Origin of the sequence: Paenibacillus sp. FSL R5-0636, from assembly GCF_037974255.1 — a bacterium.
Lineage (GTDB): Bacteria > Bacillota > Bacilli > Paenibacillales > Paenibacillaceae > Paenibacillus_AQ > Paenibacillus_AQ odorifer.
This window is the reverse complement of sequence record NZ_CP150232.1, coordinates 6,709,271-6,730,919: the sequence shown is the minus strand read 5'-3', so window position 1 is coordinate 6,730,919 and position 21,649 is coordinate 6,709,271. Positions and strand designations below refer to the sequence as shown.

The window sequence follows — 21,649 nt, the reverse complement described above, 5'->3', positions numbered from 1 at the left end:
TGATCTTAGCCCGGTTTACTAAAATAAAGGGGGTGCCAACAGCCATTTCGTGGCATCGGTGGCGCTGCCTTTCGCTATAAATCTCTAGGGGGTGGCCTAATGGCCACTCTTTTTTTAACTAGACATAAGATTAGCAGACTAAATCATGGAAGAGGATTCTACTAAATGATACAATTATTGTAATTACATAAAGTAGTAATATTTCACATTATTGATTAGTTACTAGAAAGGGGACTGAGATATGGGTTTAGCTGACGATCCGGTCATAGCGATTTCAGGTTTATGGATGAACTATACAGACCGAATGGTGCTAAAGGGAATTGATCTTAAGGTATATAGAGGACAAATTATTGGTTATATCGGCCCTAACGGGGCAGGTAAGAGTACAACGGTGAAGATTATGCTCGGTTTGGTAGAAGGATATAACGGTAAAGTGGAGATTTTCGGTAAGGATATTGCTGATGGAGATGTTTCTTACAAGAAACGTATAGGTTATGTGCCGGAGGTAGCCGAATTATATGATAGCCTCACTGCAAGAGAGTATCTAACCTTTGTTGGCGAGCTGTATGGGCTAGGTCGTGCGGAGGCGGACTACAAGGCCAAAAAATTAACCACACTGCTAGGTTTGGAGAAGTCTTACGATATGCGGATTTCTTCGTTCTCAAAAGGGATGAAGCAAAAGGTGCTGCTTATCTCCAGCATGCTGCATGACCCCGATATTTTATTCCTGGATGAACCGCTGAGTGGTTTGGATGCTAATAGCGTGATGATAGTGAAGGAGATTTTTGCATCGCTGGCGGCACGGGGGAAGACCATTTTTTACTCCTCACATATCATGGATGTGGTTGAGAAAATCAGTAGCCGGATCATTTTGATTGATGGCGGGGATATTGTGGCGGACGGAAGTTTTGCGGAGCTGAAGGAGAAAGGCCGCGAAGGGACGCTTGAAGATATTTTCAATCAATTAACCGGATTTGATAAATACCGTGATATCGCTGGTGAATTTGTTGCGGTCATGCAAGAGCAAGAGGTATCCTCTTATGACTGATTTCTTCGTGCTGAGGCTGTTGGATAAGCTGCGGGGTGCATTTATAAGATTTGGAGTCGATTATGACACCATGCGGAGTATTCTGCAGATCAAACTGACCATGGACGGAAGAAGAACGCCTACAGCGCTTGCAGGTATGCAGAAAAAGGAGAACGTTAAAGAAGGTTCGCCTTTGCGATTGCAGTGGATTTACTTACTGTTTGGTTTAATATTAATTCCGCTAACGCTATCCAATGATCACTATATGCTGCAAATGAGCTTAACCTTTGGGATCATTATGTTTTTTGTCTCCACAACCCTGATCTCTGATTTTTCTTCAGTAATGCTTGATTTACGTGATAAAAATATTCTTTTTTCCAAACCCGTCAACCGAACCACCTTAAATATGGCCAAAAGTATACACGTTCTTCTCTACTTAGGGACAGTTACATTGTCGATCACTGGTCCATCTTTGGTATTTAGCCTATTTAAGCAGGGGATCGCTTTTTTTCTGATGTATGCGGTGACAATTGTCTTGTTAGACTGTTTTATCCTCGTAATAACTGCACTGCTCTACCTGATGATCATGCGGTTTTTTGATGGGGAGAAGCTCAAGGATATTATAAATTATACGCAAATCCTTCTAACGATCGGAATAATGGTGGGCTATCAATTCATCTCCCGGTTGTTCAACCTCACTGAGCTTGGCGCTGCTTATCATCCTGCTTGGTGGCAGTACTTTATTTTTCCGGTTTGGTTCGCGGCTCCGTTTGAACTGTTGCTTGGTGGAGCGAGAGAACCCTATTACTTCATTCTCTCATTGCTGGCTTTGATAACCCCACTTGTACTGATCGTAGCTTATATTAAGCTGATGCCGCAGTTTGAGCGGAATTTGCAAAAGCTGGCGGAGCAAGGCTCCGGTGGAAAAGACAAGGGCCAGCTCGCAGAGTGGCTCTCGCGCAGAGTATGTAAGGAACCGGCAGAGGGGATTTTCTTTCGGTTTACTTGGTCCATGATGAAGAATGAGCGCGATTTTAAGCTGAAGGTCTATCCTGCACTTGGCTTTTCTATCGCATTCCCGTTTATTTTTATATTTGGTATATTGCAGAATAGTTATGATGGTTCCCTTAAAGGTTCAAAAGTGTACTTGTTAATCTATTTCTGCACGATGTTAATGCAGACTGTAATACAGATGCTACGCTACTCTACAAGTTATAAAGGAGCTTGGATTTATAGGCTGATTCCTTTACCCGATAGCACACCTATTTACCGTGGGATGCTTAAGGCGGCGCTGCTGCGGCTAGTCTTACCTTTATTTGCTGTAGATGCGGTATTGTTCATTCTGTTGTTCGGTGTGCACATTGTACCTGATTTAGTAGTGGTATTATTCGCCATGCTGATTTTCTCAGTCATCTGCTTTCGTGTTTATCCGCGGAGCTTACCTTTTTCAGAGCGTTATGAGGCAGCCAAACAAAAGGATTACACTGGAGTCGCCTTCATGCTTATGTTTTTGCTGATGGGGATGGCGGGTATTCACTATGTCTTCACTTTATTTACCGGAGGAATTTACATCTATCTGTTAGTTCTGGTAGTTTTGAATCAATGGTTATGGCGAAAGACCTTCCCCAAAACCCCATCAACCACAGGTCACATATCCAACTTTCCGGGGTGAGTGAATGCGTCAAATATGGACATTTTTTGCCGACATAAAAAAAGGGTATAAATTCCAGTATTTTCTTAGACAATCGGCTGAATACAAGGTAGAATACATCTAAAGTTGCTTTTCAGGGATAACCTATAATCTTTACGCACTCTTCCATTTATCTGATATTCGTGTACTGATTTTTTACTTGAGAAATACGCTGCAGCGATTACGGTATTCAAAACCGGTGAAGAGGTTAACTAATGGATAAAATGGGAATCCACTATAACGTTTGGATTGTTTTACTATCATTTGCGCTAGCGGCGACTGCAGCTTATTCCGCGCTGAATCTGATCTCGCAAGTCCCTCGCTCGTTTGGGAAAGTTCGTCGCTTATGGTTAATATCGGGGGCATGTGTACTCGGCAGTGGCATATGGTCGATACATTATGTAGGGATTATGGCGAGCCGTTTTCCTTTTAGCGTGAATTATTATCCAGGCAGGGCTGTATTATCGTTATTGGTTGGTGTATTGTGCTGCTATTCGGCATTCCGGATTACGTTTGTGCCACGTTTAAGAAAAAGTTGTTTAATAGTTAGTGGTGTTCTACTGGGCAGCGGGATCTCTGCTATGCATTATATCGGGATGTCCTCCATGAAGATCGCAGCGGAGATCCATTATGAGATATGGACTCAGACATGTGCTGTAATCCTCGTTATGCTCTCGTCTTTTATCGGATTATTTCTATTTCACAAGTTTAAAGACTATGTGGGTTTTAACCGCTGGAAGTTATACTCTGCTCTCTTTATCGGATTTTCGGTAACTGGATTGCATTATACGAGTGTAAGGGCGACTCATTTTGAATATAACGGTCTGTTAGGCAATACAACTTTTTTTATGGAGACTGATGTTATTCTCTTAATGGGAGTATCCTTGGTAACGCTATTTATGCTTGCGATTTCTGGTGGTGCTGTATTTCTGGACCGGCATGTGCTGGAACGGATGGCTTATTATGATCCACTAACTGATCTTCCGAACAGGCATGGCCTGGTACGTTATTTTAAAGATGAATTTTTCGGGAGTAGATCCGGTGCCGTATTTTTTGTGGATCTGGATCGGTTTAAGTCGATTAATGATACGCTTGGACATGATATAGGGGACTTGTTACTGCGAGAGGTCGCTATAAGATTAAGACGATCTGTAGGAAGTAAAGGCAAGGTCTTTCGTTTGGGCGGAGATGAATTCCTGATCGCTCTTCCAGATTGTACTGTGGAGGATGCGCAAGAGGAAGCAGAGCACATTTTATATGAGCTTAAGAAATACTACAGTATTCAAGGTAATGAGCTATATGTTACTGCAAGTGTGGGGATCAGTATGACCCCTATGCATGGAACTGACCGCTCAGCGTTAATGAAGGCAGCCGATACAGCTCTTTATACCTCTAAGGATTCGGGTAAGAATAAATTCAGTGTGTTCGATCAGGAGATGAACCGCCATCAGCTGAGACGGATGTCGCTGGAGAAGGATCTTCGTAAAGCGCTGGCACGCTCCGAGTTTATGGTTGTTTACCAGCCGAAATGGGATTCGTATATGAACGTTACCGTGGGTCTTGAAGCACTGCTGCGTTGGCGGCACCCTGAACATGGGATAATTTCTCCCGCGGAATTCATTCCCATCGCAGAGGAAACGGGACTAATTGTCCCCATTACCTATTGGATGCTGCATGATGTATGCAGCCAGAACATGCTTTGGCATAAGGAAGAGATAGCAAATGTCGCAGTCTCTATTAATATGTCAGCGCGGATGTTTGAGGGCGGGGGCTTATACGATGTTGTAGAAGAAGCACTCACACGTTCAGGCCTAGAACCACATTTCCTTGAACTGGAGATTACAGAGTCCATTGCGATGAATAACATGGAAGAGACGGTTGCGCAGCTATCCAGACTTCGGGCACTTGGGGTAAGGGTATCACTGGATGACTTTGGGACAGGCTTTTCGTCCCTTGGTAATTTAGATGAGATTCCAGTGAACACACTCAAGATTGATCAAGTGTTTATTCGTAAGAGCAAGATGCATTCCAAGAAAGCTATTATCAGTAATATCATTGCGATTGCCACCAATCTTAATATGGAGGTCGTGGCGGAAGGTGTGGAGACACCAGAGCAGATTGAGCTGCTGCAATCCTTAGGCTGCAGAGTGATGCAGGGTTATTATTATGGGCGGCCAATGCCGGTGCATGAGCTGGGCCAGTGGTTTATAGCGAATACAGCAGTATCGTAGCAGATGATCTCAATACATAGAACAAGGGGCTAGCGTCCAAGCAGAATTTCTCTGCTTGGACGCTAGCCCCTTTGCTATTAAGAAACCTTAAATCGTTCAATCAGAATTTGCAGCTTCTCAGCTAGTGAGGACAGGAAAGCTGCTGCAGACTCAACTTCTTCCATCGCGGCAAGCTGTTCTTCTGAGGAAGCGGATAATGTCTCTGCACTGCTGGCTGTCTGATTAGCGACATTTACGATATTCTGAAGGGTTGTAACGAGACGGTCGGAAATTAGCGAAAGCTGTCGAACTGTTCCGGAGATCTGCTGACTTTGTGAGGCCATTCCCGAGACAGACATTTCTATCTCCGAGAAGGACTGGCCTGCCGTGGCAATCATTTCTCTGCCGTGCTCCATCTCTTCTGTAGAGCGTTTCATTGTTTCTCCTGCTTGATCCATCTGATTCACGATGATGTTTACCAGCTGGCCAATTTGCGCAGCGGAATGGGCTGAGCGCTCAGCAAGCTTACGCACGGAATGGGCAACGACCGCAAACCCTCTTCCTTCTTCTCCAGCTCTTGCGGCTTCAATCGCTGCATTTAGGGACAGGAGATTGGTTTCCTCTGCGATGCTGGCAATAGTACCCACGATATTTTCGATTTCTTTGGAATAACCACCCAAGGTTTCAATAATGATTGCTAGGTCGGTAATGCTGTCACTTACGACTCTCATCTGCTGTGTGGTGGAATCCATTGCTTCACGGCCTGTACGGGCTTTATTAGCGTTGCTGACCGCATTATTCATCGCGTTATCTGCATTGCCTGCAATCTCTGTGATGAAGCGAGACAGGTCTTGTACAGACTTATATTCGCCCTCCATATTCTGCAGCTGTGAATTCGCGCTATCCGCAAGCTCAATTGTAACATTGACGCTGTACTCACCGGCCCGGTTGGTTTCCTGTGCACTGGCAGAGAGCTCTTCGGACGAGGAAGCTACCTGCATGGAAGTCTCATTGACCTCGGTAATAAGCAAGCGCAGGCTTTGGGTCATGTCATTAAAATTACGGGCTAATGTACCAATCTCATCCTTGCTGTTGAATAAAATAGGATTATGAGTAAGGTCGCCTTGTGCAACAAGATTGACCCCTTTAGACAGCTTCGTTAACGGACTTATCATTCGGCGGATTAACAGATAAGCTGCTACGATAGCTATAACCAGAATGGAAGCTCCGATAATAAAGGGCTGAACTATGATATCTTGGGTTCTTTCTTGAATTATGGAGCCATCGAAATTAATGGCCATCAGCGCAACTATAGGTTTGGATGGATCATGATCCTGATAGATGGGGCCGTAACCTGTCTTAAGTGAGGTACCTTCGTATGTATAAACCTTGGAGTAGGAGGAATGCTTATGCTCAGTAATCATTTGCTTATCTTCATCTGAAAAATAAAAAGTATCGCCTGCTTTATAACCTCTAGCCTGGAAGCTTGAATCTGCGGCAAGTACTTTTCCGTCTAAGGATAAGATGAATGCCTCTTTAAAAATAGCCTTATGTGCCACAATCCAACCGATTCGATCCTCTACAGCCTCCAGTTTACTTTGATCGCCTGCCAACAATGCGGAAATATCTGCGGGGTCAATCAGGCCGGTTGTAATATTAGCGCATCCTACCAATTCGATACCTGCGGCTTCGTCTACTTGCTTATAAGCTGTACGGTATCCGAAGAACCCGATGGATGATCCTACAAGAAGTAAGACGATGAACATCATCCAAGTTAATTTAGTTGCTAATTTCATTCTTCGCACCAACCTTGACAAATTATGTTCTCAGTGATAATAGCTCTCACCTCTACGATTATATCGCATTGATATGCTCATAACCTTACATGGAATATAGTATTTCTGTGTCGGAAATTGGAGATTCGTGGAAGTTTGCGCTTTCCAGCATGCTTTCAATGGTTTAGTAGACAAAACCATTGAATCATTACCAGTTCTAGTGGTACGCTTGAGTTATTAAAAACGGATTGGGGTTGAACAAATATGCCACATCAAATAGATCCGTTAATTGATCGTCTTGGACTATCCATGTGGAGAGTACAGCGTAAGATTATGTCTCAAATGTCTTTGCACAAAGAACTCGGACTTACGGTGCCTCAGATGGGTCTGTTAAATATGATAGCGAAAGAAAAGAAGTCGCGGGTGGTACAGCTGGCAGAAAGTATGGAGGTCAAATCCAGTGCAGTGACGGTGATGCTGGACCGTTTGGAGGTGCTGGGTTATATCAAGCGTGAGCCGGATGGGAAGGATCGGAGAGCGGTTGTAGTAACGATCACCGAGAAGGGTCAGCAGGTGCTGGAAGAAGGACATTTCCGGTCCAAAGAACTGCTGGCGGAGCATTTGTCCATACTGAAGCCCGAAGAACTACGCAACTTTGCAGAGTATTACCGTATGATCGAGGATCAGGAGCGTTAGTCAGCTAAGCTTCGGAATGGATATCTTTATAAAAAACAGCAGAGCAGCGGTTCTCCATTATTGGGGAATCGCTGCTCTGCTGTTTTTGTTCGTTGGTTGCCTACGCCCTGTAATTTATTGTTTAGGTTGTTTGTCGGGCAACTGAGTGATATAGCTGTGGGAAAGCTGTAAAAGCCTCAAGGCACGGTTATATTCGTCCTCAGTGGCACTTGGTGTTGTTCCATCGTTATAAATAGAGTACTGAGTGTTGTCTTCAAAGCTGTTACCAGGAATAAGCAATCCTGAGCTGGCAATGAATGAACCAGAAGGTAAATAATATCGTTCTGGCAGCAAATTATAAGTCTGACTGAGTAGATCTTGACCAAAATATACGTTATTCTCTAATGAAATCCCAAGCAGACTTGCAGCGGTTGGCATGATATCCACTTCTCCGCCTACTTCATCAATGGTCTGCGGCGCTACGCCATCACCTGCATGAATAAGCAGAGGGATGTTCATCATATCCGCATAACTGTATTCATGACCATAGATTTCAGTCATCAATTCTTTATCATCATGATCGAGGGAATAAATCGGCAATCCCATATGATCTCCATAAATCATGATTACACTATTGTCCCAGACACCTTTCGCTTTAAGCTCTTCTACAAAATGTCCAAAAGCATCATCCGCATAGTTCTGGGAACGGATATAGTCACCAACAAAAGTACCTTCATAACGCTCTGGCAGCTCCATACGGTATTTTTCTTCCGGAATAGTAAAAGGGTGATGCGCTGACATTGAAATGACTTGAGCGTAAAAAGGCTGCTCCTGTTGGTCCATTTCTTTTAGTTTGTCGGCTGTCTTACTGTAGAGCGTATCATCAGAAGCGCCAAAGAAAAAGACATCATCTTCACCAAAAAATTTGCGATCATAATAATGATCGAAGCCCAGGGAGTCATACAGCTCGCCGCGGTTCCAGAATTCTACGACATTGGTGTGGAAGGTTGCAGTCTGATAACCATTTTCTTTAAGCACACGTGGCAGACTCGGCAGTACCTTATCTACATAGGACATCGTTGCCGCTCCACGTGGAGGGATGTAGAAGGAAGTATTAACTACGAACTCTGCATCCGACGTATTCCCTTGACCAACCATTTGATAAAAATTAGGGAAGTAAAGACTGTCCTTCATCACCTTGTTCAGGTTCGGTGTAATTTCTTGACCGTCTAATTTAAGTCCTAGCAAAAAATTCTGGAAAGATTCCATTTGAATAATAATAAGGTTCTTATCTTTCGCGATGCCTTGAAGTGGAGAACTAGCCGTAGTATTAATCCCCTTCAATTTGTTGATGGCATCTTGTGTAATGTCACTTGAATTGACTAGCTCAGGCTCTTCTTTAGCGAAGATCGTATAGGCTTCATAATTAAGAATTCCCATTTCCTGGGCTTTCTTAATTTCGTTCATGCTGGCCTTATTAGGCAAGATGTTGAACAGGCATAAAGCAAGTGAGACTGCAAACAGAACGCTGTACTTAAGTTTTCCGCCACGGCGGCGGTTGATATTCTCTTTCTTATAGACCCGGCCTTTTTTATTAAAGAAGAAATAAACTCCGAGAATAATGATGTCTGTAAAAATCAGCAGGTAGTATGGATCCATTAGTGAGAATACGCTGTTGCTGACGGCGGTGACTTGATTCACCTGCTCCGCTGCATGGTAAGTCACAATAACACCATAATATTTAAAATACATAATGGCTGCGAAGAAAATGGCTGTCACTAATAAATTTACGGTCATGTAATATCCGAGCTTGCGCTTGGAACCAAAACGTTCAATGATACAGAAGAGCGCCCAAGCAAAGGGGATTTCAGTTAATAATGATTTCCAGGGCAATATATCGTCAAAGATTACGCCCCATGCCAAGAAAGCTTTTAGAATAAAAATTATTGTGAAAAACACAAAAGGTTTAACGATCCACTGTTTAAAGTTAAAGGATGACACAGCTTCGCCTTCTTTCTACATGATAAAACGCTATTTCCCGGCTAGGAAGAAACAGCGCCCCAGACAAAATAATTCCATAGTAATAAAATTTATTATGCAGGGCTAGCTATAGAATGTCAAAAATCGAGATCCTAAGTATAAGCTTAGCGGAGCGCGTAAAGTTAAACACATAGGGTTGAAGCTGACGCTCTTGCTCTCATGCAGGGTTATACAACGAATTCAGGACTAAAATGGTGATTGGGAGCAAAAAGAATATATGGAAAATTAAAGGATGTGATGCCGGATGGGCTCTACAGTAGCTTTATCAGTTAGAACTCTCGTTGAATATGTTTTTCGCAGCGGAAGCATTGAGCCTGGCTTTCATGGAACGGGCGCTATGGTCGAAGGCACAAGAATTCATCAGAAAATCCAAAAGCAATATAAGGAAGGTGACCGCAAAGAGGTTTATTTGAAAACGGAAATTCCTTATGGAAACCTGCTTTATGTTGTAGATGGGCGTTGTGATGGATTGCTTGTCTCGGAGGATGGGAGCTTTACGGTCGAAGAAATCAAGTCAACCTCCGGACTGCTGGATTTACTGGATGAGGGACATGAGGTTCACTGGGCACAGGCGCTGATGTACGCATATATGATAGCTCTGGAGCAAGAGCTTTCTTCTATTCAGGTTAAGCTTACCTATGTCCACCGGGCCACTGATGAGCAAAAAAGCTTGTACCGAACGTTGTCTTTTGAAGAGCTGATTTCATTTGTGAATGACACAGTAGCTAGATATGCTCCGTACGCCGAGATGATGGTTCATCATGAGGCTAAGAAGGAGCAGAGTCTTCGGGAGTTGAGCTTTCCGTTCTCCTCTTATCGAAAGGGACAACGTCATTTTGCAGGAGCCGTATATAAGTCCGTCGTGGAAAAGGTCAGTCTGTTCGCTCAAGCACCCACAGGTATTGGGAAAACAATGTCGACGTTGTTTCCTGTCCTTAAAGCGATGGGCGAAGGACAAGCTAAGGGATTGTTCTATTTAACGGCAAAGACGGTTACCCGTTTTGCCGCGCAGGAAGCCATCTCGCTGTTGCTAACGCAGGGACTTCAGCTGCATGTCATCACTATTACCGCTAAAGAGAAGGCCTGTTTTCGCGAAGAGGGGGTTTGCGGTAAGGATTCCTGTCCTTATACGGATGGTTATTATGACCGGATCAACGAGGCGTTGATGGATCTGTTAGAGCACGAGACGCTCATGAGCAGAGACACCATTGCACTGTATGCTCACAAACACAAAGTGTGCCCATTTGAGTTCTCATTGGATGCGGCCTATGCCTGTGATGCTGTGATCTGCGATTACAATTATATATATGATCCTCGCATCAGTCTGAAACGGCTAACAGAGGAAAGAAAGAGAGAAACGGTACTTCTAGTAGATGAAGCACACAATCTGGTAGACCGGGGACGGGAAATGTTCTCCGCCTCTTTGCTGAAAGCCCCTTTCCTGGAGATCCAGCGCCAATATAAAGAAATGAACCGGAGTTTGAGTAAAACCGCTAAATCGGTGAATGCTTTTTTCATCTCCCTTCGCAAAATTTGCAATGAAGAGGGGCAAGGGCAGTGGGACTCGTTCCCGGAGGAGCTGCCGGCTTTGCTTGAGATATTTTCTTTGGAGGCGGAACAGGAACTTATTCACCCCAGCTCCAGTATTGTCTCACTGAATGGGGAAGGAGAAGGGGAAAATGTCCTCTTGGATACCTATTTTGCAGTTCAGGGCATGCTCCGCACCTTTAAGACCTATGATGAACGCTACATTACCTATGCGGAGGTTCGTAGAGGGGATGTCTATCTCAAGCTATTCAATTTGGATCCCTCGCATCTGCTTCGGCAGATGTCCAAGAGCTTTCGCAGTCAGATCCTGTTCTCAGCTACACTTTCTCCATTATCTTACTACCGGGATATGATTGGTGCGGCGGAGGAAGATTACAGTCTAACCGTTACTTCCCCTTTTCAGAAGGAGCAGTGGGAAGTAACCGTCTTACCTGTCTCCACACGTTATCATGACCGGGAAGCTTCCCTAGTTCCGTTGACTAAAGCACTAAGCCAAATGGTCTCCAAGAAGGGCAATTATCTGGTGTTTTTTCCTTCGTACCTCTATTTACAAAACGTATATCAGGCCTTTACGGAGAATTACCCTGAAATCCGGACATTGATGCAGGATACGGGCATGAGTGAGCAAGCTAGAGAAAGTTTTTTAGCTGCATTTAGTCCAGACAATGACGAGACGTTATTGGGATTTGCTGTACTTGGAGGAATTTTTTCAGAAGGTGTGGATCTGCCAGGGGATCGCCTCAATGGGGTTATGGTTGTTGGCGTTGGCCTGCCACAGCTTGGTCTTGAACGCAATCTGCTGCGTCAATATTTTAATGCCAGAGGAAAAAATGGCTTTGATTATGCCTATGTCTATCCGGGAATGTGCAAGGTACTGCAAGCCGGAGGCCGGTTGATTCGCAGCGAGACGGATACGGGCATTATCGTGTTGGCTGATGACCGTTTTTTGCAGAGTCCATATATGCATTTGCTCCCCGAAGAATGGAGAGATTATCTTATCCGCTCGTAAGAGGTTATAATCTACGAAAGGGTATTCATAATCAATCGGCAGGGGGAAATAATATGACATTAAAAGTGGGTATTGTGGGTACGGGTTGGTTCTCTAAGGTACATGCTGATTTGCTGGCAGGGATGGATGATGTCCAGTTGCAGGCAGTCTGTGGAAGCAGTAAAGCCAAAGGCGAAGATATGGCACGTCCATACGGAGCTGCTGGATATGGTGATATTACAGAGATGTTGGATGCAGAGACGCTTGATGCTGTTTATATCTGTGTGCCTCCACAATCTCATGGTGCGATTGAACGTTCATTAATCAAGAGGGATATTCCTTTTTTTATAGAGAAGCCGCTTAGTATGACTACTGAAATTCCTGCGAGCTTGCTGCAAGATATTAAAGAACATAATTTATTGACCTCGGTAGGTTACCATTTCCGTTATCAAGAGAATGTCAGACGGCTCAAGGAAACACTACGTGGTGATAAGATCGGTATGGTTATGGGCCAGTGGATGGGCGGCATGCCGGGCGTAGCTTGGTGGCGTGATCAGGAGCAATCCGGAGGACAGTTCACCGAGCAGACTACTCATATCGTCGATTTAGTGCGTTATCTGGCAGGAGAGGTAAAAGAAGTATACGGCATGTTCGGAAACCGAATTATGCATGAGCAGCATGAAGGTGTGAGCGTAGCCGATGTAGGTACCGTATCTCTGAAGCTTGAGAATGGAATCATAGCTAATATTTCAAATACATGTGTACTGCCTGATCCGGTGGGAAGTGTAGGACTTAGTTTCTATAATGATCGGGGATTGCTGGATTGGAACCCGGATCGTCTCTTGGAAGTGCGAAGTGGCAATAGCACCGAATTTGAAAACACAGGAAATCCATATTTAGTGGAAAGTGAAGCTTTTCTGCATGCTGTACGGACAGGTGATCGTTCACGTATTCTCAGTGACTATGAGGATGGATTCAAGACGCTTAAAGTAACCTGCGCGGCTTACGATTCAGCACAAAGTGGACTTCCGGTTAAATTCTAGGTTTAGATCTCTTAAAAAAAGGACATGTCGCCTTAGATGTGCTAAAGAGACATGTCCTTGGCTCAAGCTGGGTTAGCCTAGTGGAGGAATACCGCGAGTAAAGCTGGCGCCACACCTATGGATAACAGCGCGGACAGAATCATCGCAATACTGGAGATGGTTCCGGTCAGTGAACTAAGCTCGAAGGCCTTGGATGTTCCTGTACCATGCGCAGCGGTTCCCAGCGATACACCACGCGCGATTTCATTGTCAATGCGGAAGATGCGGAGCACTGTAGGGCCCATCATTGTACCGAGTATCCCGGTAATGATGACGAAGACTGCAGTAATACTCGGTACACCGCCGATACTTTGCGAGATGCTCATAGCGATCGGCGTAGTCACCGAACGTGGAACCAGACTGGCTGCCAGATCGCCGCTGACATGCAGCCATTTGGCGAGCAGAATAGAAGAGATCACCGCTGTTATCGTCCCTGACAGCACGCCTGCCGCAATTTCGGCGGCGTGCTTTTTGAGCACCTTGAAGTTTTTATGCAAAGGGATTGCAAAGGCCATAGTTGCCGGTTGCAGCAAATCCGTCAGCCATTTGCCTCCCGCATTGTAAGAATCATAAGTAATGCCTGTGATGAGTAAGAAGATAATCATAAGCACTGGTGTAATGATCAATGGAGAGGTGTACACTTTGCCACTAGAAGCATAAATGCGTTTCGCCAGTAGATACACAGCAACCGTAAGACCGAAGAATAACAGAGCGTTTAACATGATCCTTTCCGCTCCTTTGCTTTGTAAATTCTACTGGTAAGTAATCCGGAACTGGCCATTACAACAATCGTACCCAAAATGACCACCGCGAGGATTCGTAAACCATCAGTTTCCAGAATATTCGCGTATTTCATTACGCCAATAGCAGATGGAATAAAGAACAGCAAGAGCTCAGCCAGTAGCCAAGAAGCACCAACTTCAACCCAATTCAGATGAATGACACCAAACTCAAGCAAAAGAAACAATATAATCATTCCGAGTATGCTTCCGGGAATAGGGATATGCAATAATGGGGTTACAGCATTGATTAGTAATGAGAATAGGGTAAGTCCTGCTACCTGCAGCAAGCCTATAACAATCTTTTTCATAAGGCTTCGCTCCTTTCATGATAATGAAAGTTTACATCAATTGTTTTCATAGGTAAAATGAATAGATTGAATAAATGACATTCCTTTTGTCTATGTATCGGAGGTTGGAAGATGGATATCCGACAATTAGAATATTTCGTCCAAGCAGCACGAATGAAAAGCTTTACTCGGGCTGCCGAATCCTTATATATTTCTCAGCCAACGATCAGTAAAATGATCCGGAATATGGAGATCGAGCTGGAGGCGGATTTGTTTTACCGTGAAGGGAAAAGTGTCCGGCTTACAGATGCGGGGGAAATTCTGTTCACCAAAGCGCAAAATATCGTGGAGTCGTTCGCCAGCTTGTCTTCTGAGCTGGATAGCTTACGAAATTTGGAGCAGGGCCACATCCGCATCGGTCTGCCTCCAATGGTAGGGGCGAGCTTTTTTCCTTCGGTGATTGGTCAATTTCATAAACGTTATCCGCAGGTTACTATTCGTCTGCATGAGGATGGCGCGAAAAAAGTGGAAGAAGATGTAGAAACGGGCTTGCTGGACATCGGAATGGTTGTGCTGCCTGTAAATACAGCCAAACTTCATTGTTTCACTTTTGTTGAAGAGAAGCTGAATCTTATTTTACCTGTAGGACATCGGCTGGCCGGTGCAGACTTTGTTCCGTTAAGTGAACTGGCCGAAGAGGAGTTTGTGCTGTTCCGGGAGGATTTTACGCTGCATGATCGGATTATTACGGAATGTGTGAAGGCGGGATTTCAGCCTAAGGTAATCTATGAGAGCTCCCAATGGGACTTAATTAGCCGCATGGTGGCTGCCGGTATGGGAATCGCATTGTTGCCAGAGACCATATGCCGGGATATGGATCGATCACGGTTAGTTGTTGTGCCTTTGACGGATCCGGTAATTCCGTGGCAGCTTGCTATGGCGTGGCGTAGAGACCGTTATTTATCTTTTGCGGCACGCGAATGGATTTCTTTTGCAAAGGGACTTTTGCGAGAACAGTATCCCAATGAGCTCCCTGACCAGCATGCGGAGGACTCTGAATAAATAGTAATTCCGTTTTTGTTAGAAGCTCTACAATTTTTCTTTTTTTTGAAAATATGTTTTTTGGTATCATGACTTATGATAGGAGAAGATGTTGATAGAGAGAAGGAGAGAGATGTGACACAAAATCCAAATTCCTCCAAGAATAATCATAGAAAAGATTATAAAGAAGATGAGCTACTTGTAACTATAGAGAGTCTTAGATGTGAATTGCTGGAGGTTGCAGAGCAACGGAGTCTTAGTGACCGTGCTGTTTTAGAGCTCAGTGAGCGATTAGACAGCTATATTTTGCTGGCACAAAATAAGATGATGGAAAATTTGCGCAACCGGAAAGCCGGCATTACATCCTATAGTAGAAGTTCCAAAACCGCCATCACTGTTAGCTAAACTACCAACGACATAGTATTATAATACTATGAAGATGTTACTGATCTAGAGGAGCGTATTAGGCTCCTCTATTTGTCGTACAATCTATTTGTTGTACAATCCATAACTTTCACCTATAATGTCAATTAATAGAATCTTTTCAAGTCAAACTTTGGGGGTGCCGAGTGGAGGGAAAGTTAACAACTATACGCTCAGAAATTGAGAAAAATTTGTCCCGCTCCGGCCATAATCTCGCCTCATTTTCAAAAATTTGTGGCCTGAATCGAGGCAGCCTCAGTGCAATTCTGCATGGAAATCCGCCGAAGCCTATGTCCTTGGGACAAGTAGATGCAATTATAAAAGCCTTTGGTTTTCCAGAAGGTTGGTTATATCCTCTATATGTTGATGAATGCTTCAATGATGAGAAGGTCTCACGCCGTAGAGTGGAGCCTTTTTTGATTCGTTGTGCTGAATTGGGCAAACAGAATTGCATTGATGAAACTATAAGCAGGTTATTAGAGTCTACCAAGCCGCTGGATATCATTTATTCTGTTGCTGATAAATTATTCAATAAAGGCAAAGTTCAGGAATCCATGTTTTTTTACAAGATTGTAGTAGAGAACGAGTCGGATAGTTATAGTGAACGTCTCGCGATCAGTCATTATCGTAATTTTAAATTTTTGCAAACACTTGATATGGAGGAGAAGCTACGCGCAGTCATTAGCTTTAGTCCTTTTAGGGGACGCCTTCCGGAAAATTTGCAATTAGATGGTTTATTGATGCTGACACAGCTATGTTTCGCTCTTCGCAGATGGGAAGAAATGGAGATCTATGCTGATGAGTTGAGAGCTTTAGCCAATGCAGTTTACCGCCAAGAACTGCGGAGGAGCGGAGACAAACGAAGAGAAGAACTCTGTACGGAACGTCCGCTCGTTGTTTATTATGGACACGGATATTTACTTAAAGCAATTTCGTTGACGAAGCAAGGTCAATATGAAGCTGCGAAGAAATATACCGCTGGTTATGCAGACTTAGGCTGGTTTGAGATGTTGGATGAAGTAGGCCAGCAAGCTGTAGAACAATTCCGATTATTTGCAGTTGGGAACAGTTTCACACTGGAAATGCTGGAGGGGAACGTAAAGGTTGTACCGGACTATGTAGCTTTTTTGGCTGAGCACCCCGGAGAAATATTGCCAGGACTCATTATTATTATGGAATCGGCTAATCATTACAGATTTTCTGTAGATGATGTGCTTAAACGTTTTGCACGGGAAATGTTACGATTTGAACAGTTTGAAGATCCCATTAATATTGACCGATTATATCGGTTGTACTATCAAATAGCCATGTATCTAATAAACAATGGACAATATATTACGGGTGTGGACTATATCATACAGTCTTTAGAGTTATCTATTAAGACTAATAATGGAATAGACTTCATTAAGTGCGTGACCTTATTTGAGACCAATAGGGACTATGCAACTCTAAATCAACAGGAGAAATACAGAAAGCTGATAAGGGAGGTGAGAAAAGATGAAAAAATCACTATTGATGATGGCAGGCATTTTAGCATTGTTTAGCTTCATCATTATCGGCCCAGTTGGTTCCGGAAGTAATGGACCAATCACAACTTATGAGCACGGAGCAGGATTCTAAAGGTTATCCTTGGCAATATTTTATATACAGATACATATACGCATAACTACTCCCTTGCACTCGTGCTGGGGAGTTTTCTTTTTCGTAATAATTGATAGCGTATTCATAATTTGACAAAGCAATCCGGCGAAAATATAATTAGGTAGCCTAAATAATATAGTGTTTAATAATTAGTTGACCTAACTAAAATAGAGGTGAAGGAAATTGGGATAAACGGAGGAAATACAGAAAATACTGAAAATTCAGTCGCACACGGGCTTTTTGCGGCGATGAAACGCCTGCATAAAGCTCAATGGCAAAAGGGCGTTGAGGGCCACAAGCCAAGTGAGATGACTTTAATGATATGCATTGAAAAATGGAATCATTCTGATGAAGAGGGTCTTAAGGTGTCTGAAATCAGCCGACTACTTGGATTCACTCCTCCTACCATCACGCAGCTGATTAACAGTCTTGAAGCGAAACAGATGGTGGAAAGACACGCGGATCCTTCGGACCGAAGAGTTGTACGCGTAAAATTGACGGAACGTGGAAAAGAACTCACACGAAAAGCGGAACATTATCGTGATGTGATGCTTGATAAGCTTGTACAACACTTAGGCGAAAAAGACACTAAACAGCTCACTGAGCTATTGCTTAAGGTACATGAATACGTTGAGGATAATCCACCACCTGATTGGGATAGGCTACAAATGAACGGAGATGAGAAGCTTGATTAAATTATTTAAACAACTGAAGCCTTTTAGGGTAGCTATTGGTGCTGTATTAATCCTTGTATTTTTGCAGTCCATGGGTGATTTATACCTTCCTACTCTGATGTCTGACATCGTCGACAAAGGGATCGTTCAAGGAGATCGCGCTTATATTTGGAAAATAGGTAGTTTCATGCTCATGGTTGCAGGTGGCGGTGCTTTATGTTCGGTAATTGCCAGTTACTTATCGGCAAAAGTGGCGGCTGGGTTTGGTAAAATCACGCGTGCTCGAGTCTTTAATCATGTAGAGAATTTCACTCTGCATGAATTCGATAAGTTAGGTACAGCATCTTTGATTACACGTACAACAAATGATATTACACAAGTTCAAACCGTACTTACTATGATGTTGCGCATGATGATCGGGGCACCGATGATGATGATTGGTGGTATCATCATGGCAGTATCTGAAGATGCTAAATTATCATTGATTTTTGTAGTCGTTATTCCTGTACTTGTTGGGGCGATCTTCTTTATTGGGATGAAGGGTCTGCCACTGTTTAAAGCCATTCAGATTAAGCTTGATAAATTAAACCTAGTGCTGCGTGAGCATCTGACAGGTATTCGTGTTATTCGTTCTTTTAACCGGATTGATCATGAGAATAGACGTTTCACCGAAGCTAACCGTGATCTTACGGATACAGCTATCAAGGTCAACAAAATCATGGCCGGCCTGATGCCGCTGATGATGATTGTAATGAACTTTTCTATGATTGCTATTCTTTATTTTGGTGGAATTCGAATTGGTGACGGCGATCTGCAAGTTGGGTCCCTGATGGCATTTATCCAATATGCGATGCAAATTATGTTCTCTCTGATTATGGTATCGATGATGTTCGTGTTAATTCCGCGTGCTTCAGCTTCAGCCGTGCGTATCAATGAGGTACTGGATATGCAGCCTGAATTTACAGATCCTACTGAGAGTGAACTGCATACAACAGCTCAAGCTACTAAAAAAGACGGACGCGATTCTTTACGTGGTTTTGTTGAGTTTGAGAATGTATCTTTTTCCTATCCAGGGGCAGAACAGCCTGCACTTTCGAAAATTAGCTTTAGTGCTCGTCCGGGTGAAGTTACCGCAATTATCGGGGGTACCGGATCGGGTAAATCTACGCTGCTCAGCTTGATTCCAAGGTTCTATGATGTTAATGAAGGTGCTGTACGTGTAGACGGAGTGGATGTGCGTGAGATGACACAGGAAGAGCTGCGGAGCAAAATCGGTTACATCCCTCAAAAAGCAGTATTGTTCTCGGGTACGATTAATGAGAACATCCGCTACGGTAAAGAGGATGCTACGGATGAAGAAATCATTCATGCATCCAAGGTGGCTCAAGCCTACGATTTCGTATCCGCGATGAAGGAAGGGTTTGACTCGGAAATTGCCCAAGGCGGGAATAACGTCTCTGGTGGTCAGAAACAGCGGTTGTCCATTGCTCGGGCGCTTGTGAGAAAACCTGAGGTGTATCTGTTCGACGATAGCTTCTCAGCTCTTGATTTCAAGACAGATGCCAAACTTCGCGCGGCTCTCAAAGCTGAAACTACGGAATCCACCGTATTGATCGTAGCTCAGCGGGTTAGCACCGTTATGGATGCGGACCGGATTATTGTAATTGATGAGGGTGAAATTGCTGGAATGGGCACTCACCGTGAACTGCTCGAGAGCAGTGATGTGTACCGCGAGATCGTATCCTCGCAGCTGTCAGAGGAGGAAATAGCATGAGCGAACAAAACAGAGAACATAAGCCTGCAGCTCCCCGCGGCCATAAAGGTCCGGGTGGACCGGGTGGCGGTCCTGGAATGAGGATGCCGGCAGAAAAGGCTAAAGATTTTAAAGGTACACTTCGTCGCTTGATCAAATATTTACGCCCACGTATGGTTCAATTGATTATTGTACTAATTATGGCGATTGCCAGTACGGTGTTCAGTATCTTCAGTCCGAAGGTTATGGGTAAAGCTACAACCAAACTGTTCGAAGGTGCTTACGGCAAATTGATGGGTGTAGAGGGTGCCTCCATTGATTTTGGATATATTAATGATATTCTGATCCTGCTCGCGGGATTGTATCTGCTTAGTGCTTTGTTTAGTTACATTCAGCAATATGTAATGGCTGGAGTAGCGCAGAAGGTAGTTTATGACATGCGTGAGCAGATCAACAGCAAGCTGGAGCGTTTACCTTTAAAATATTTTGACTCCCGTACACACGGGGAAATTCTCAGCCGTGCTACGAATGACGTGGATAACATCAGTACCACGTTGCAGCAAAGTTTAACGCAGCTGATTACCTCAATCGTCACTATTATTGGTGTTATTGTGATGATGCTTACCATCAGCCCATGGCTGACTTTAATCACGATTACTACGTTGCCACTCAGCTTTATTGTGATTATGGCGATCTCCAAACGTTCGCAGACTTATTTTGTGAGACAGCAGAAATCGCTTGGTCAGTTGAATGGTCATGTAGAGGAAATGTATACAGGGCACCGGATTATTAAAGCTTTCGGCCGCGAACCGCAGTCGCTTAAAGATTTTGATGAAATAAACGATAAGCTATATGATTCTGGCTGGCGCTCCCAATTTATGTCGGGTATGATTATGCCGCTTATGATGTTTATCGGTAACTTGGGTTATGTGCTTATCTGTGTTGTGGGTGGTATTTTTGTTACTAAAAAAATGATTGATGTCGGGGATATCCAAGCCTTCATTCAATATTCACGTCAGTTCACCCAGCCGATTGCACAAACGGCTAATATTGCTAACATTATTCAATCCACCATTGCTTCCGCAGAACGTGTATTTGAACTTCTGGATGAAGAAGAGGAAGTCAAAGAAGTTAATACTACACTTGTGAAGCTTGATGAAGGTGCTCCGGAAGGCTCCGTTGAGTTCCGTCATGTGAAATTCGGCTATAAAGAGGATGCTATTCTGATTGAGGACATGAATATTGAGGTTAGTCCAGGTCAGACTATAGCTATTGTCGGTCCTACTGGTGCTGGTAAAACCACTTTGATTAACCTGTTGATGCGCTTCTACGAGCTTAACGATGGGGAAATTATCATTGATGGCGTCAACATTACCGATATGAAACGGAGTGACCTACGCAGTAAATTTGGTATGGTGCTTCAGGATACCTGGCTCTTCAACGGTACGATTCGTGATAACATTGCTTACGGTCGTGAAGGTGCATCAGAAGCTGATGTGGTGCGGGCGGCCAAGGCTGCGCATGCTGATCACTTTATCCGCACACTTCCGCTTGGCTACAATACGGTGTTAAATGAAGAAGCTTCTAATATTTCACAAGGACAGAAGCAGTTGATTACTATTGCTCGCGCTATTCTTGCTGATCCATCGATCCTCATTCTTGATGAAGCAACGAGCAGTGTCGACACACGGACTGAATTGCTGATTCAAAAAGCGATGAATGCGCTGATGCAAAACAGAACAAGCTTCGTTATTGCCCACCGTCTCTCGACGATTCGTGATGCGGATCTCATTCTTGTCATGAACCAAGGTAGTGTAATCGAGAAAGGCAACCACGAAGAACTGCTGGCACAAGGCGGATTCTATGCGGATCTCTATAACAGTCAGTTCTCTGAAGGGGATTTGGACGTAGGCTAAATTGAAGTGAAGAAAAAAGTATAGTTAATCATAAACCCCTCTTTTCACATGATGCTGATTTTTTATGTGAAGAGAGGGGTATTTTATATGTGATGAG

16 protein-coding genes are annotated in these 21,649 nt (G+C 43.8%); 12 read left to right on the top strand and 4 right to left on the bottom strand.

What is annotated here, in order from left to right; genetic code table 11:
* Nucleotides 1–241 precede the first annotated feature (241 nt).
* From MKX34_RS30705 to MKX34_RS30695, 3 genes are all read left to right on the top strand, one after another.
* Nucleotides 242–1,048 carry an ABC transporter ATP-binding protein gene (locus MKX34_RS30705; protein WP_036682032.1) on the top strand — a complete coding sequence of 269 codons (807 nt, stop codon included), beginning with the start codon at nucleotides 242–244 and terminating at the stop codon, nucleotides 1,046–1,048.
* Entirely contained in the window at nucleotides 1,041–2,699 is a 1,659-nt protein-coding gene (locus tag MKX34_RS30700; RefSeq protein ID WP_076099700.1) for a hypothetical protein, read from the top strand. Before MKX34_RS30705 ends, MKX34_RS30700 begins: the two co-directional genes overlap by 8 nt.
* Before the next feature lie 233 nt (nucleotides 2,700–2,932).
* Nucleotides 2,933–4,948 (top strand): EAL domain-containing protein, encoded by a 2,016-nt coding sequence (locus tag MKX34_RS30695; protein ID WP_038573706.1) that lies wholly within the window; start codon nucleotides 2,933–2,935, stop codon nucleotides 4,946–4,948.
* Nucleotides 4,949–5,025: 77 nt separating this feature from the next.
* Here MKX34_RS30695 and MKX34_RS30690 read toward each other — a convergent pair whose 3' ends face one another.
* Nucleotides 5,026–6,723: a methyl-accepting chemotaxis protein gene (locus MKX34_RS30690; RefSeq protein WP_038573703.1), complete on the bottom strand. Its 1,698-nt coding sequence runs from the start codon at nucleotides 6,721–6,723 to the stop codon at nucleotides 5,026–5,028.
* Between the two features lie 243 nt (nucleotides 6,724–6,966).
* Between MKX34_RS30690 and MKX34_RS30685 the strand changes: the two genes are divergently transcribed.
* Entirely contained in the window at nucleotides 6,967–7,398 is a 432-nt protein-coding gene (locus tag MKX34_RS30685; RefSeq protein WP_051491215.1) for a MarR family transcriptional regulator, read from the top strand.
* 114 nt (nucleotides 7,399–7,512) lie between these two features.
* On the opposite strand, the gene MKX34_RS30680 is transcribed toward MKX34_RS30685, so the two are convergent.
* On the bottom strand, nucleotides 7,513–9,378 hold the full coding sequence (locus tag MKX34_RS30680; protein WP_038573700.1) for an LTA synthase family protein: 1,866 nt from the start codon (nucleotides 9,376–9,378) through the stop codon (nucleotides 7,513–7,515).
* Nucleotides 9,379–9,661: 283 nt separating this feature from the next.
* Here MKX34_RS30680 and MKX34_RS30675 point away from each other — a divergent pair, with 283 nt between their 5' ends.
* Nucleotides 9,662–11,974 carry a helicase C-terminal domain-containing protein gene (locus tag MKX34_RS30675; protein WP_076297033.1) on the top strand — a complete coding sequence of 771 codons (2,313 nt, stop codon included), beginning with the start codon at nucleotides 9,662–9,664 and terminating at the stop codon, nucleotides 11,972–11,974.
* Between the two features lie 53 nt (nucleotides 11,975–12,027).
* Nucleotides 12,028–12,996, top strand: a complete 969-nt coding sequence (locus tag MKX34_RS30670; protein WP_038573694.1) for a Gfo/Idh/MocA family oxidoreductase — start codon at nucleotides 12,028–12,030, stop codon at nucleotides 12,994–12,996.
* Between the two features lie 77 nt (nucleotides 12,997–13,073).
* Here the strand turns inward: MKX34_RS30670 and MKX34_RS30665 are convergent, their stop codons facing one another.
* Together MKX34_RS30665 and MKX34_RS30660 are read right to left on the bottom strand one after the other, a co-directional pair.
* The gene (locus tag MKX34_RS30665) at nucleotides 13,074–13,757 is read right to left on the bottom strand and encodes a CidB/LrgB family autolysis modulator (RefSeq protein WP_036682019.1); all 684 of its coding nucleotides are present in this window, start codon (nucleotides 13,755–13,757) and stop codon (nucleotides 13,074–13,076) included.
* The gene (locus MKX34_RS30660; protein ID WP_036682017.1) at nucleotides 13,751–14,125 is read right to left on the bottom strand and encodes a CidA/LrgA family holin-like protein; all 375 of its coding nucleotides are present in this window, start codon (nucleotides 14,123–14,125) and stop codon (nucleotides 13,751–13,753) included. The genes MKX34_RS30665 and MKX34_RS30660 overlap by 7 nt, the downstream gene beginning before the upstream one ends.
* A gap of 111 nt (nucleotides 14,126–14,236) precedes the next feature.
* On the opposite strand from MKX34_RS30660, the gene MKX34_RS30655 reads away from it, so the two are divergent.
* From MKX34_RS30655 to MKX34_RS30630, 6 genes are all read left to right on the top strand, one after another.
* A complete protein-coding gene (locus tag MKX34_RS30655; protein WP_036682015.1) occupies nucleotides 14,237–15,166 on the top strand; it encodes a LysR family transcriptional regulator in 930 nt (309 codons plus the stop codon).
* A gap of 75 nt (nucleotides 15,167–15,241) precedes the next feature.
* Entirely contained in the window at nucleotides 15,242–15,550 is a 309-nt protein-coding gene (locus tag MKX34_RS30650) for an aspartyl-phosphate phosphatase Spo0E family protein (protein WP_081382514.1), read from the top strand.
* A gap of 164 nt (nucleotides 15,551–15,714) precedes the next feature.
* Complete coding sequence (locus tag MKX34_RS30645; RefSeq protein WP_076105042.1) at nucleotides 15,715–17,112, top strand: DNA-binding protein; 1,398 nt, start codon at nucleotides 15,715–15,717, stop codon at nucleotides 17,110–17,112.
* Between the two features lie 270 nt (nucleotides 17,113–17,382).
* Nucleotides 17,383–17,904 (top strand): MarR family winged helix-turn-helix transcriptional regulator, encoded by a 522-nt coding sequence (locus MKX34_RS30640; RefSeq protein ID WP_051491214.1) that lies wholly within the window; start codon nucleotides 17,383–17,385, stop codon nucleotides 17,902–17,904.
* Nucleotides 17,897–19,657: an ABC transporter ATP-binding protein gene (locus tag MKX34_RS30635; protein WP_076272917.1), complete on the top strand. Its 1,761-nt coding sequence runs from the start codon at nucleotides 17,897–17,899 to the stop codon at nucleotides 19,655–19,657. Before MKX34_RS30640 ends, MKX34_RS30635 begins: the two co-directional genes overlap by 8 nt.
* Entirely contained in the window at nucleotides 19,654–21,552 is a 1,899-nt protein-coding gene (locus MKX34_RS30630) for an ABC transporter ATP-binding protein (RefSeq protein ID WP_076099696.1), read from the top strand. Before MKX34_RS30635 ends, MKX34_RS30630 begins: the two co-directional genes overlap by 4 nt.
* Nucleotides 21,553–21,649: the final 97 nt, after the last annotated feature.

Bases quoted from the DNA above. Each gene is read 5' to 3' on its own strand.
- MKX34_RS30705 (WP_036682032.1), top strand. From the start codon at position 242: ATGGGTTTAGCTGACGATCCGGTCATAGCGATTTCAGGTTTATGGATG.
- MKX34_RS30700 (WP_076099700.1), top strand. From the start codon at position 1,041: ATGACTGATTTCTTCGTGCTGAGGCTGTTGGATAAGCTGCGGGGTGCA.
- MKX34_RS30695 (WP_038573706.1), top strand. From the start codon at position 2,933: ATGGATAAAATGGGAATCCACTATAACGTTTGGATTGTTTTACTATCA.
- MKX34_RS30690 (WP_038573703.1), bottom strand. From the start codon at position 6,723: ATGAAATTAGCAACTAAATTAACTTGGATGATGTTCATCGTCTTACTT.
- MKX34_RS30685 (WP_051491215.1), top strand. From the start codon at position 6,967: ATGCCACATCAAATAGATCCGTTAATTGATCGTCTTGGACTATCCATG.
- MKX34_RS30675 (WP_076297033.1), top strand. From the start codon at position 9,662: ATGGGCTCTACAGTAGCTTTATCAGTTAGAACTCTCGTTGAATATGTT.
- MKX34_RS30670 (WP_038573694.1), top strand. From the start codon at position 12,028: ATGACATTAAAAGTGGGTATTGTGGGTACGGGTTGGTTCTCTAAGGTA.
- MKX34_RS30665 (WP_036682019.1), bottom strand. From the start codon at position 13,757: ATGTTAAACGCTCTGTTATTCTTCGGTCTTACGGTTGCTGTGTATCTA.
- MKX34_RS30660 (WP_036682017.1), bottom strand. From the start codon at position 14,125: ATGAAAAAGATTGTTATAGGCTTGCTGCAGGTAGCAGGACTTACCCTA.
- MKX34_RS30655 (WP_036682015.1), top strand. From the start codon at position 14,237: ATGGATATCCGACAATTAGAATATTTCGTCCAAGCAGCACGAATGAAA.
- MKX34_RS30650 (WP_081382514.1), top strand. From the start codon at position 15,242: ATGATAGGAGAAGATGTTGATAGAGAGAAGGAGAGAGATGTGACACAA.
- MKX34_RS30630 (WP_076099696.1), top strand. From the start codon at position 19,654: ATGAGCGAACAAAACAGAGAACATAAGCCTGCAGCTCCCCGCGGCCAT.